The organism is Frisingicoccus sp. (assembly GCA_016298055.1).
GTDB lineage: Bacteria > Bacillota > Clostridia > Lachnospirales > Lachnospiraceae > Frisingicoccus.
Genome location: JAEDDO010000049.1, coordinates 1 through 13657 on the forward strand (window position 1 = coordinate 1; position 13657 = coordinate 13657).

The following is a 13657-nucleotide window of genomic DNA, read 5'->3' on the forward strand; positions in this document are numbered from 1 at the left end:
CCTTCATCTGTTCCAGGTGCTTGAGTTTGTTATCACAAAACTCCTCAACTCTGACCGGTGTGTACTTGACCGGCGTTCCTTCCATCAAATGAGCGGCCCCTTTATCCACCAGGCAGGCCAGTGCTGTATATGTGTTCGATCTGGAAATGCCTGTGCGTTTCGCCGCCTCATACCCGGTAAGCGGTCCCTCAGACAGCAATGCAAGATAGATTGTGGACTCCTGCCGTGTCAGACCAAAACACATCAGCGCATCATTTATATCCATCGTCTCACCTCATAGTATTTCTTTATAGGAACACTATAGTACATATGGGCCGGATTGTCAATACACCTATGATCTTTTATCTGCAAAAGAATCCTCCCTATGATACATAGAGAGGATTCCTGACATTGTGAAATGACCTTTTTATCCTGGCATTACAGGATATCAATATATTCGCCGCTAAGTGCTTTATTCATACTTCTGACAGCACAGAATTTTCCGCACATAGAACAGCTTTCTTCAATTTCCGGCTTTCTTTCATCACGAATGCGTTTTGCTGTATCCGGATCAATGGAACATTCCCACTGCTTATCCCAATCAAATGTTCTTCTCGCATCCGCCATTTTATCGTCCAGATCTCGTGCATGAGGGACATGTTTTGCAATATCCGCCGCATGGGCTGCGATTTTCGATGCAATAATTCCCTGCTTTACATCTTCTACATTTGGAAGTGCCAAATGCTCTGCAGGTGTCACATAACAAAGAAATGCTGCCCCGGAAGAAGCGGCTATGGCTCCGCCGATTGCAGAAGTAATGTGATCATACCCCGGTGCGATATCTGTCACAATAGGACCAAGTACATAAAACGGTGCCCCCATGCAGATCGTCTGCTGCATTTTCATGTTGGCTTCAATCTGATCCAGCGGCACATGTCCCGGACCTTCTACCATGACCTGAACATCTTTTTCCCATGCACGTTTTGTCAGTTCACCAAGTCTTACAAGCTCTTCAATCTGGCATACATCACTGGCATCCGCAAGACATCCCGGCCGACAGGCATCACCTAAAGAAATTGTTACATCATATTCTCTGCAGATGTCCAGGATTTCATCAAAATATTCATAAAACGGATTCTCTTCCCCTGTCATGCTCATCCACGCAAATACAAGGGATCCGCCACGAGACACAATATTCATTTTTCTCTTGTGTTTTTTGATCTGATCAATTGTTTTTCTTGTAATTCCACAATGAAGTGTCACAAAATCTACACCATCCTCTGCATGAAGACGAATGACATCGATAAAATCTTTCGCCGTCAGTGTTGCCAAATCTCTTTGATAATGAATAACACTATCATAGATTGGCACAGTTCCGATCATTGCCGGACACTCACTTGTCAATTTTCGGCGAAATGGCTGTGTATCACCGTGAGAAGAGAGATCCATAATGGCTTCTGCCCCCATATTGACAGCTGCCATAACTTTTTCCATCTCAATATCATAATCTTTGCAATCTCTTGAAACACCCAGATTCACATTAATCTTTGTTCGAAGCATAGAACCTACTCCGTTCGGTTCCAGACATTTATGCTGTCTATTAGCACAGATTACGACCTGTCCCTTCGCCACAAGATTTCTGATTTCCTCTTCTGTTCGATATTCTTTTTTGGCAACAATCTTCATCTGCTCTGTGATAATTCCTTTTTTCGCAGCCTCCATCTGAGTGTGATAGTTTCTAACGCCTTCACTGGAACCATTTCCAACGATTTCTAATGCTTTTTCCATATTATGTTCTCCTTTCGACTTACGCATTATTTTTTTATAGCGACAAAAAGTGGTGTCCCCAATCTGCCGCATTCTTTTCTCCTTTTTCATACCTTTTATTTTCAAAAAACAAAACGGGATTCGCATATTATCGCGTTAAAAAACTTTGGTATAAAAAAAGGAGATACCTGATAGATATCTCCGAAAAAACCAACTATGACTTCCTACGGCAGCATTATCTGCATCAGGTTAAAGGGTCGAAGTTGATTACTTCCTCTCAGCCTGCCACTACAAGCTCCCCTGTGTTTTTTATTTTATCACTCACTCATGTCACTGTCAATCATGTATATCGACTATCCTGATTTCTTATTCATTTTGAATCGGTTCCGGATTTGAAACACTGACTTTATGATCATACCACTTTCCCTTTGTTCCAATCAACGCAAGGTCAAATTCTTCATCCAGAGCAGGAACAGGGATATCAAAGCCATGCACTTCCTCTGTTGTACCGTCACTGTAAGTGACCGTATCGATTGTCGGCTCCAGAAGTTCGGCTCCTTCTTTTGCAGCATCCTCGGCCAGTCCCAGATAAAGGTTTAAAATATTTTTGGATGTCAAAGAAACATGCAGTGTCATTTTATGATTCTCAACCGTCAGAGTTCCCTTGCCGTCACAAGCCTCATTGGCATGAAACATACTGCTGTCTGTAAGAAAATCTACGCTGTATACGCCGTCTTCCAATTCGGATGTCTTAGCAGCGCCCTCATCCTCACTGGCTGTTTTAGGCTGCTGTCCTATAACATCACTTGTATGCTCCACATAAATTTTCTGAATTTCCGGAATCATACCCAAACCTTCGATCTGTGTATCCACACTGTCGAATTTTCCGGATGAAACAAACATGCTTTTCCAGGAATCCTCATCATCACCGGCCATATCGTTATTGGCATGATCACCTGCAACAACCATAAGAGGACGGAGAACAACCTTCTTATAACCAGCTTCTGAAACAGCTTCAATGACAGCTTCACAGGCGGTTTCTTCCGGTTCGCCTTCCACGGTTCCGATAAACACATTTTCATATCCGAGATTCTGCATCTGAGTCTGCATCTGACTGTAAGAAACTTTCGCTGTGTGGGAAGTTCCATGTCCTAAAAATACAAATGCTGTTCCATCCTCTTTTGCATTCTCAAGGCTGTCATATCCCGCCTTTGAAACAGCCTCGGCAGTGATTGCTTTTGCAACCGCTTCTTTATCCGCATTAACGATTGACGCATCATCACCAACTTCACCAAGTAATGGTTCTGCCACCTTTACAGATTCGAATTGATCCTTATAAGTCTCCACAGAATCCATCAATTCATCATATTCTGCACCATGCATCAAATGTGTCGGCTGTACGACCAGCTGTTTAACACCATTAGCAACAGCTCTTTCAAGTGCCTGATCCACATTGTCAATACACTCACCGTCTCGTGCCTGAATGTGGTTGATAATGATCTGTGCTGTGAAAGCTCTGCGAACAGACCATTCCGGATAGGCTTCCTGAAGGGCATCTTCAATTCCTTTAATATCGGCCACACGGCTGTCATTAAAGGATGTTCCGAAACTTACAACAAGAATCTCTTTTTCGCCAATACCATCCTGATTCAAAGGATCATCCTTTGACGCATCCCCCGTATCTCTTCCAAAATAATCCGGATCTGCATATTCTCCTTCAACAAGTTCCTTCTGCGCATCTGTCAATGCATCCCACGCTTCTTTTGCCTTTCTGCACTGTTCATCCGTGTCATCTGTCCGCTTCTGAACATAGATGGCATCGATCAGAGCTGCCACTTCATCTGCCGCTTTCTGATCCTCATTCTCTGCGCTGCTTTCCTTTACTGCCGTTGTTTCTTTTGTGCTGTTGCCGGAACATCCGGTCACAGTCAAAGCACTCACCATAGAAACAGCAAGCAACATCGTTACAAGTCTCTTTTTCATTTTGCTCCTCCTTTTCGGGGACAGGTTCCTTGACTCATTGATTGATCGACGAGTCAAGGAACCTGTCCCTGCATTAAAAAAGCCCATTTACACAAAAGAGGTAAAAGGGCGTAATGACAGCATAACAAAAGAACACTCCTCAGGACAGATAGTTTCCGGGAATGTATTCTCTCCATTATGATCGGTTGCGACCAGTTACTCGTGATCTGTGGGATTACCCCACTCCGTTTTTCAATAGGCAGGTCTCCTGACTTACGGATCTCTATACAAAACCGCCTTCCCAAGTTCTTACTCAGTGACATCTATGGCTTTGCACTCCCCGATTACAGTGACGAGTTCGTACAGGACTTACACCTGTTTCCCTTTTCATCCGACACTCTATAAATGCCGGAACCTATCAGTTGTTAGAATAACATACTCTGATTCAAATGTAAAGGGACAGGTTCCGCGACTTGCTTTAACAGTGAGTCGCGGAACCTGTCCCTATTGTCTTACATAATTTTATGGATCCATCCTTCAGGAGCTTCAATAGTTCCCATCTGGATACCTGTTAATGTATCATACAATTTCTTTGTGATCGGTCCCATCTCTTCCATACCGCTTGGGAAGCAGATCTCTTCGTCATGATTTACGATCTTTCCTACCGGTGAGATAACAGCTGCTGTACCGCAGAGACCACATTCAGCAAAGTCTTTGAGTTCGGATAATTTAACCTTACGCTGTGTAACTTTTAATCCAAGATAATGTTCTGCCACATAAACAAGAGAACGTCTTGTGATGGATGGAAGAATTGAATCGGATAATGGTGTCACAACTTCACCATCTTTTGTAATAAAGAGGAAATTCGCTCCGCCTGTCTCTTCAACGTAAGTACGTGTACCCGGATCAAGGAAAAGATTCTCATCAAATCCATTGGCATGAGCGGTCACGTTCGCATGTAAACTCATAGCGTAATTTAATCCGGCTTTGATATGACCGGTTCCGTGAGGTGCGGCACGGTCAAAATCACTTACACATAATGTGATCGGTTTTGCACCTTCCTTGAAATACGGTCCTACAGGTGTACAGAAAAGACGGAACTGATATTCTTCTGCTGGTTTTACACCGATAACAGGACTTGAAGCATACATATATGGTCTTAAATAGAGTGTTGCGCCGCTTCCATACGGAGGTACCCATGCAGCATTGGCTTTAACAACTTTATCAACGGCATCAATAAATCTTTCCACTGGAAACGGAGGCATCTCCATACGTTTTGCAGAATCCACCATACGCTCTGCATTCAGGTTCGGACGGAATGTTACGATACTTCCGTCTTCTGTTGTATAAGCTTTTAATCCTTCAAAAACCTCCTGACAGTACTGAAGAATGCCGGCACATTCATTAAGCACAATTGTCGCATCTCCTGTCATATAACCTTCCTGCCACTCTCCGTTCTTAAAGTCGGCAACATATCGCTGATCTGTTGTATGATAAGCAAATCCGATACTTCCCCAGTCCATATCTTTCTTTTCCATAGAAAATTTCCTCCATTCGTTGTAAATATATATTCGTCATTGAACCAATTATAGTCTCATTAATCTATAAAATCAACAATTTCTTTTAATTTTGATTTGCGAACATACATTTTAAAGCAGTATTCCAGATCAAAATAGGTTTTTTCCTCACTGTCTGCAGCGACAACAAATTCTTCCATCTTGTCCAGATTTGGAAACCATGTGTCTGCCTGGTACGCATAATCCATCACCGTCACATGAGCCACATCACAATAAGGAAGCATCTGTTCGTAAATGCTGGCACCGCCAATGACATAAATATCTTCCGATTTAAACTGTTTCAAATAATCCAGTGCTTCCTCAACACTGTGCAGAACAACCGCCCCGTCCACCTGATAATCTTTCTGACGGGTAATAACAATATTAGTCCGGTTCTTTAACGGCCGCTTATTCGGAAAACTCTCCAGTGTCTTTCGTCCCATAACAACCACTTTGCCCGTCGTTGTCTCTCTGAAAAATTTCATATCTTCCGGTATACTGTTCAAAAGCTTGTTTTCGAAACCGATGGCCCAGTTTTTATCTACGGCAACAATAATATTCATGTATTCATCCTCCTAAACCGCGATTGGAATATTGGTGATCTGCGGTCCTGTCTGATAATTATCCAACCGCACATCATCCGTTGTAAAATCATAGAAATTTTTAATTTCAGGATTGATCCAGAAAGTCGGTGCCGGAAGCGGTTCCCTTGAAATAAGTTCTTTGATCAAAGGAATATGACGATCATAAATATGGGCATCCGCAATGACATGAACAAGCTCTCCGGCTTTCAGTCCGCTGACCTGAGCGATCATATGCAAAAGCACTGCGTACTGAACCACATTCCAATTATTTGCGGCCAGCACATCCTGTGAACGCTGATTTAAAACCGCATTTAACTTATCATCCGTCACATTGAATGTCATACTGTAAGCACATGGATAGAGATTCATCTCATGAAGATCCTCGTGTACATAAATATTGGTCATAATACGTCTGCTGTAAGGATTTTCTTTAAGATCATAAAGCACACGATCCACCTGATCCATCATACCTTCTTTATACTGATGCTTCACACCGAGCTGATAACCATAAGCCTTTCCGATGGAACCGTCCTCATCGGCCCATTCATCCCAAATATGACTCTTAAGATCATGAATATTATTGGACTTCTTCTGCCAGATCCACAAAACCTCGTCCACCGCACTCTTAAAAGCCGTTCTTCGAAGGGTTAATGCCGGAAATTCCTTTGACAGATCGTAGCGATTCACCACTCCAAAACGTTTAATTGTATAAGCATAGGTTCCATCCTCCCATTTCGGACGAACCTTTTCACCTTCCGTACTATAACCATGATCCAGGATATCCTGGCACATATCAATAAATACTTTATCTGCGTAACTCATATTTGACTCCTTTCATGAGGTCCTTTTTTGACCCAGTATTTTCATTATAATATAAATCCGTCAAACAGTACAATATTTATATCATTATTTTTATTACCCAAACTAATAAATTTATGATAAAATAGTTATAAACTATAATGTTAAGGGGTAAATATATGAATGAACATTTAGCGACAGTCATGTCAGAATACTATCAGAATGTGGATACTTACAAGAAACTCTCACATGATGTCAATGAAATCATTACTACACTTCTGGAAGTGAATCAGATAAAAATTTCCAATATGGCGATACGTATCAAGTCCGAAGAGGCTCTCCGAAACAAAGTCATGTATAAGAACAAGTATAGCCATCTGGATGAGATTACCGATATTCTCGGTGTTCGTATCATCACCTTATTTGAAAATGATGTGGATACCATTCTGGGACTTCTGGAAAAGACTTTTGAAGTATGCGAGATTGTCGACAAACGAAAAAAAGAAAGAAGCAGCCGTATTGAGTTCGGCTATAACTCTTTGCATGTCATTGTGAAATTTACAGATGCACGCTGCAGTCTGGTCGAATATCAGAAATATCAGGATATTCGTTTTGAGATTCAGCTTCGTACCGTTCTCCAGCACGCATGGGCAGAAGTCGAGCACGGCCTCGGATACAAATCTTACTATGAACCTCCTATGAGCGTCAAGAGGAAACTGAACCGTCTGGCAGCCACACTGGAGATTCTTGATGAAGAATTTGAAAATATCCGCTATGATATCGCTCTGTACAATCAGAGCATTGACAAAGTTGAGAAAATCATGAAAACCGACATTAACAAAAACTCTCTGATCGCCTACGTGAACAACAGTGATTTCCTGAATCAGCTCGTTCACAAGATCGCCAAGGAGCAGAATTTCATGATCATCCGCGATTCCAGTTTCATCAGTCAGCAGAAAGTTCCGACCAAGCTGACTATGTACGGATATCAGTATATTCACGAACTGGATGCGGATATTCACCGATATGAGAAAACTATGTATCTGATTGGTCATGAGATGTGCGAACGCATCTATCACGACAACCGTTTCCTGAATCTTTACAGCTGTCTCATGTGGTTTACTTTTATTCCGATCATTAAAAACCTGATTTCCGGAATGGAGACCAACACAGATGATGTGCTCGAAGATGTGCTTTTTGAGACATTTAAGAAAAATAACAGTGCGATTTTTGATGTATTTAATCAGAAGTCCTCAACTGCGAAATAACAGCAAAAAAGGAATCCGTCAATTCAATTTTTGATAGATTCCTTTTTATTTATACTAAAATTCTAACTGGGCATATACATCCTTTGGGACATAAGCTCTCACAAAAATGCCCTCTGCCCGATATTCTTCCTCCAGAAGCTGACCGTATTTGCGGATAACGGCAATATCTCCGGCTCTCTTATAATCAAATACCCGTTCAATTAAAATCTTGCTCTGACGAAGCAGTTCTTCAATTGTATCTTTTACTTCATCCAGGCCCATTTTATTTTTTGCAGAAATGGCAAGTGTCTTTTCGGCACGGAAATCCTTAAAAATCCTGTCAGAGCCTTCACAAAGCCGGTCCGTCTTATTAAACAGTGTGATTACCGGTTTATCTCCCACTTCCAGCTGATTCAGTGTCTCATAGACAACATGCATATGAATGTCCATCTGAGGATTGGACGCATCCACCACATGAATGATCATGTCCGCGTATTTTGCCTCTTCCAGCGTACTTCTGAATGCCTGAATCAAATGATGAGGAAGCTTACGTATGAAACCGACCGTATCGGTCAGAAGAATTTCCTGCCCACTGTCCAGCTTTAACGTACGTGTTGTCGGATCCAGTGTGGCAAACAGCTTATCCTCTTCTAACACACCCGCACCTGTCATCTGATTGAGCAGCGTAGACTTACCTGCATTTGTATAACCAACAATAGCTGCCACAGGCACAGGATTCTTGCTTCTCTGCTGTCTTGCCACTTCACGATGACGTTTAACAGCCTCCAGTTCCTGTTTCAGCTGTGATATACGATCTTTTATAAGACGACGATCCATCTCAAGTTTTTTCTCACCCGGACCTCTGGTACCGATACCGCCTCCGAGGCGGGATAAAGACCGTCCAAGTCCTGTCAGACGTGTTGCCCTGTACCGAAGCTGTGCCAGTTCAACCTGGATCTTTCCTTCTCTCGTGGATGCCCTCTGAGCAAATATATCAAGAATGATCAATGTACGATCCATCACTTTGATATCCAGCATGTCCTGAAGATTACCAAGCTGTGCCGGTGACAGTTCATCGTCACAGATAATGCCCGTAGCATCCTCTTCCCATATAAGCTGTCTTAATTCTTCTATTTTTCCTTTTCCCAGATAGGTTCCCGGATGGGGTGCCTCACGGTTCTGGATCAGTCTTCCGACCGTCACCGCACCTGCTGTGGCCGCAAGTTCGCCCAATTCATCCAATGACTGTGCCGTATCATCATTATCATGATAAGACACACCAACCAGAATAACTCTCTCTGTCATCTGTTTTGTTTCAAAAATCTCTGCCATATTCCCTCTTCTACCTTATACGTGTCTCAATAAATGTCTTTTCTCTCTGAGCATCCGAATCATCCGAATATTTTTCCAGATAAACATTGATATACTCCAGAGCCTTCTCCCAATGACCTGCCCGCTCGGCGGCCGATATCTGATTCTTTGAAATCGTCCGGTCAATAAAACGGTCATTCAAAGCGACGCCTTTTGTAAAGATCTGTTCCGCCTTTTCATAATTTCCCGTCTCCATAAGACAAAGTCCATATTCGTTATAGGCCTTGGCATCATCTGTCACCGTTAACAGATAAGCTTCAAAATAAAGACCTGCCGCTGCATAATCCTTCTCCGGCTTTTTCATACAAAGCTCAGCAAGACACAGATTTGCTGATGTTTCACCTTTATCAAGTGCTTTTGTCAGCTTTTCCTCGGCGGTATCATATTCGCCCAGCTCTGTGTAGATCCGTCCCTGATTGACAAGAGCCTCACCGCTTTTCCCGCCAAGCTTCAACGCATCATTAAGAACCTCTTTTGCTTCCTGCTGTTTACCCTGTGCCTCCAGAGCCTGATATAAAGTCATATAGATCTCATAATTCTTTTTATCCTTTTTGATCGCTGTGCGCAGATCTGCCTCCGCACTTGAATTATCGCCCACTTTCACGTAAGCCATTCCACGCAGCATATAGGCATCCGCTGTTCCTTCTGCGTCCACGATCTGAGTATAGGTCATTACCGCTTCCACATATTTTCCGGCCTTCTCCTGTGTCTCTGCTTTATAATAAAGAATATCCACTTCCGTATCTGAAAAACGTTTTTCTTTGCCTGCAAGTGCCGAATCAAAAGCCGCCAGAGCCTCATCATATTTTCCCTGATATAAAAGGGAAATGCCCTTCATTCGATTAGCCAGCTGGCGTTCCTGCTCTCCCTTGGCAAGATCTAAAGCTTTCTCAAAGGATGCCATGGCCTCATCATAAAGTTTTAATTCACTCTGTGCCATTCCCTGATTGCGGTAGTATTCACTGCTTCCGCCATCACGTTCAAGTGCCTTTGCAAAATAGGCATTCGCCGTCTCATAATCAGCCTTACTGTATGCCTCAAGTCCTTTATTATTCAATTTATTCGCTTCACCAAAATTAAAAATCACATAAAAAAGAACGCATCCGAGGCCAAGGATCAGCACAGCCTGAATGATTCGCTCTAAAGTCTTGTTTTTTCTGCGTCCCCGTTTATGTGAACGTTTTTTCTTACTTCCTGTCGCCTGCCTGCGTTTCTGTGTCTTTCTCTCTTCCATAGTAACCTCCGCATAAGATGAGTCAATAGACAAACGGATAACCGTCAGATAACTCGTAATCTATTATAGGGGGTTATTTCCAAAAAGGCAAGGCTTTTCAAACTCTTTTCACAGCCGCCCGGACAGGATGGAACCTATAATTGCACCAAAAGCTGCTGCGGGATAAATACTGTTTACACCAAGTCCTGCCTTAAAAAATAGAATCGTCAAAACAGCGCTGATCAAAGTCATCGCCCACCGGGCTTTTTTTTCAGGCATCATTGTCTCATAAGACCATATAAAAAATGCAGCTGCGATAAATATGGACGCAGAAAAAATATGTTCTCCCAGTCCGACAAATAGAATCAAAAGATAGGCGGCCGGATATATGGCAGGAATCATCCTCTGAAAAACAAGCCATAAAAGTGCCGTCAGGGCAAAGGGCCACAAAGGCTCTGCGGCAGCGGCCTCCCATGGTGAAAATAAAAGCTTTCCCAAAATGACCGGATGTATCGGTGCACAGCCTATACCGCCCCAGATCTGTTTTCCAAGAAGGATACCGGTGAAAGCGGCACACACAATTTTCCATAAAGGTGTCCCCACCGGAAACACTATTGAAAGAAGCAGTCCGGTCAATACTGCAGTGCCGTCTCCTATAGAAATATAGTGATGAAACAAAGCTTCCCATAAAGTTTCCGCCGCCGCAGCACCAAGCATCCCTGCAGCCATCATTGCAAGAAAATGAAGACCATAGCTTTCATTCCGGACGATGACTGCGGCCACCAGAGGGATAAGACTATAAATGCTCTGACGTGTCACATCCATAAGCGTACCCCTCCTGTGAATATGGGGCGCACTCTGGCTTCGGTTTTCCATCCTGTCCATCTCTATCTCCCAGCCCTTTCCGGAAAGTTCAATGTAATCACCTTTTCGTGTTCTGCCCTCTTCCTTTGTACACCCTTTCATCCTGCCTTTTTTCACCTGGCGTATATATTCTGTCAGCCGTCTTCCGGAAGGACAGACATAGGAACACAGACCACACTCTATGCAATCTGAAGCGCCCAGATCATCGGTTATTTTCCTTCCCTCCAGATAACATTTTTCGATGACATCCGGCTTTAATCTCCGTGGACATACTTCCCGGCACATACCGCAGTGAATACAGGAATAAACCGGAATATCTCTCCGGCACAAAACAAGAATCCCGCTCGTCTCCCGCGTCACCCACATTCGCTCCCCATCAACCGTATGTCCGCTTAATGGGCCTCCCTGAATCACAACGGCTCTTTCCGGTCTGCCCCCGCAATAATTTATAATATCTTCCACATTTGTTCCGATAGGTACCCACAGATTTTTTGGATTCGGCACAACACCCGAGACCGTAATTCCGACCCGCGTCCATGGTTCACCATCATAAATCCCGTCATATAAAGCTGCTATTTCCGTCAGAGAAGCTACAGATACCGGACCTTTTTCCCGTTCCAGTACTTTCTTCCGTATTTCCCTTTCGTTGCCGCAGGGGTAACGCCTCTTCATGGATAAAATGCGTATCGGTCTTGTATTTCCAAGGTTTTGTCCGTATTTGCTGATCGTCCGTTCCATCCGGGCAACAGCCTCAAAAGCATCCTCATTAATGCAAAAATAAATTTTTTCCGCTTTTGCCGCCATCGCCCCAAGTATAGCCCCGATTACGATTTTTCCCGGACTCTCAAGCATAAGACGATATCCGGAAGTAATAAAAGGTTCATTGGCAAATCCGTTGACAATGAAAATCCTCGCCTTCGAAAAATGTTTTCCGGGTACACCAATTCGATACATCATATCCGACAGCCCATCCGGATTAAACTTCATTGAAAAAGGATATAAGACTTCTGTTTTTTCTTTCTGTTTTCGGATCCGTATAAAATATTCAAGAACCCCCGGAGCCTTCTGATCCGTCAGAATTTCTTCCACATAACCGTCAATACTTGCATGTACACAGCTTCCCTTTTCCGACCGAGCCTCCCCGATAACCTGCCCCCGCCGCACATACTCCCCGGGTGCCACTGTCGGGAGACATACATCATCACCGCTCTGGCACATAGATATACAAACCGAGTCCGGCATATACCCTTCAAAGGATTTTTCCCGTGTCAGCTTTTCCCAGGACTTTTCATACACATTTATTCCATGATAGTCCCCCATTTCTTCACACTCCACTTTCATATTTCCTGAATAGTATGTGTGAAGCTATCTTTTTTATGCACCAAAAAAGGAAGCCGATCCATAAACCGACTCCCTCTGTTTATATAACACGGTTTTAGAGTTAAAATGCAATCACTACTCCGCCGTCATTCGCATACATGGTCCCTACCCCGGCTGTATCCGCAATCACGATCTTTTTAAAAGGATAACGTTTTTCAATCTCTTCTTTAACAAAGATGGCTCTCTCAAGGCAGTTGCAGTGGGAAATCCCGAAAATACGATTTTCAAAATCGGATACCTTATTGCCTACCTCTTCTACCATCTTCTTCAATGCCTTCTTTGTTCCTCTTCCCATAGAGCATTGTTCAATCGTTCCTTCCGGTGTTGCCATCATCACCGGTTTAATATTTAAAACGCTTACCAGTGCCGCTTTCACACCTGTGAGACGTCCGTTTTTACGCAGCGTCTCCAGATTATCAAGAACGAAAAATGTCTCCTGATGGCGTATGTAGGCCTCAACCTTCTCTACGATCGCCTCAAATGACGCGCCTGCCTCTGCATATTCCTCAATCTTAAGTGCGATCAGTGTCTCTCCGATACAGGCTGAACGGGAATTAAAAACATGAATTTTTTTATCCGGATGATCTTCCTGGGACAGACGCTGTCCGAGCAGTGCACTGTTATAGCTTCCGCTCAATTCCGCTGACAGTGTCACACAAAAAGCCGGCACATCATCTTCGCCAAAAGCCTGCTTAAAATCTTCCGGTGAAGGACAGCTGGATTTCGGGCCCGTCTGTGAAGCCGCCACTACCGCAATAAAATTCTTCTGATCAAAAGTCTCATCATCTCTGTAATCCACACCGTCCACATGCAATGTCAAAGGAACGATCCGAATCTTCCCTTCCTTTTTCATCTCCGGCGTTAAATCAAGACAACTGTCTCCAATAATGCGATAATCCATTCTTAACTTCCTCCAAATGTAGTTTTCATTACTAC

10 protein-coding genes, 1 pseudogene and 2 riboswitches are annotated in these 13657 nt (G+C 43.3%); of the genes and pseudogenes, 1 reads left to right on the forward strand and 10 read right to left on the reverse strand.

Features of this window, described 5'->3' with window-relative positions; genetic code table 11:
* The 6 genes and pseudogenes from QZZ35_RS05675 to thyA form a co-directional block, all read right to left on the reverse strand.
* Positions 1-265 (reverse strand): TrmB family transcriptional regulator (locus tag QZZ35_RS05675; RefSeq protein WP_291236524.1); only part of this gene is annotated, 265 nt, incomplete at its 3' end.
* 152 nt (positions 266-417) lie between these two features.
* Positions 418-1767 (reverse strand): phosphomethylpyrimidine synthase ThiC, encoded by a 1350-nt coding sequence (gene thiC, locus QZZ35_RS05680; RefSeq protein ID WP_291234700.1) that lies wholly within the window; start codon positions 1765-1767, stop codon positions 418-420.
* A gap of 183 nt (positions 1768-1950) precedes the next feature.
* A riboswitch (TPP riboswitch) is annotated at positions 1951-2058 on the reverse strand.
* Positions 2059-2550: 492 nt separating this feature from the next.
* Positions 2551-3729 (reverse strand): annotated as a pseudogene (locus tag QZZ35_RS05685) (sirohydrochlorin cobaltochelatase); the annotation flags it as partial.
* A gap of 220 nt (positions 3730-3949) precedes the next feature.
* A riboswitch (cobalamin riboswitch) is annotated at positions 3950-4142 on the reverse strand.
* 78 nt (positions 4143-4220) lie between these two features.
* Entirely contained in the window at positions 4221-5246 is a 1026-nt protein-coding gene (locus QZZ35_RS05690) for a branched-chain amino acid aminotransferase (protein ID WP_291236525.1), read from the reverse strand.
* A gap of 59 nt (positions 5247-5305) precedes the next feature.
* A complete protein-coding gene (locus QZZ35_RS05695; protein ID WP_291236526.1) occupies positions 5306-5827 on the reverse strand; it encodes a dihydrofolate reductase in 522 nt (173 codons plus the stop codon).
* Positions 5828-5839: 12 nt separating this feature from the next.
* The gene (gene thyA, locus QZZ35_RS05700) at positions 5840-6670 is read right to left on the reverse strand and encodes a thymidylate synthase (protein ID WP_291236527.1); all 831 of its coding nucleotides are present in this window, start codon (positions 6668-6670) and stop codon (positions 5840-5842) included.
* 155 nt (positions 6671-6825) lie between these two features.
* Between thyA and QZZ35_RS05705 the strand changes: the two genes are divergently transcribed.
* Positions 6826-7914 (forward strand): GTP pyrophosphokinase, encoded by a 1089-nt coding sequence (locus tag QZZ35_RS05705; RefSeq protein ID WP_291236528.1) that lies wholly within the window; start codon positions 6826-6828, stop codon positions 7912-7914.
* A 54-nt stretch (positions 7915-7968) separates the two neighbouring features.
* Here the strand turns inward: QZZ35_RS05705 and hflX are convergent, their stop codons facing one another.
* The 4 genes from hflX to QZZ35_RS05725 all read right to left on the reverse strand — a co-directional run bounded on the left by hflX (position 7969) and on the right by QZZ35_RS05725 (position 13622).
* Positions 7969-9225 carry a GTPase HflX gene (gene hflX / locus QZZ35_RS05710; RefSeq protein ID WP_291236529.1) on the reverse strand — a complete coding sequence of 419 codons (1257 nt, stop codon included), beginning with the start codon at positions 9223-9225 and terminating at the stop codon, positions 7969-7971.
* A 10-nt stretch (positions 9226-9235) separates the two neighbouring features.
* Positions 9236-10498 (reverse strand): tetratricopeptide repeat protein, encoded by a 1263-nt coding sequence (locus QZZ35_RS05715; RefSeq protein WP_291236530.1) that lies wholly within the window; start codon positions 10496-10498, stop codon positions 9236-9238.
* Between the two features lie 108 nt (positions 10499-10606).
* Positions 10607-12676 carry an RnfABCDGE type electron transport complex subunit D gene (locus QZZ35_RS05720; protein WP_291236531.1) on the reverse strand — a complete coding sequence of 690 codons (2070 nt, stop codon included), beginning with the start codon at positions 12674-12676 and terminating at the stop codon, positions 10607-10609.
* 106 nt (positions 12677-12782) lie between these two features.
* Positions 12783-13622 carry a DegV family protein gene (locus QZZ35_RS05725; protein ID WP_291236532.1) on the reverse strand — a complete coding sequence of 280 codons (840 nt, stop codon included), beginning with the start codon at positions 13620-13622 and terminating at the stop codon, positions 12783-12785.
* Between the last annotated feature and the right edge of the window lie 35 nt (positions 13623-13657).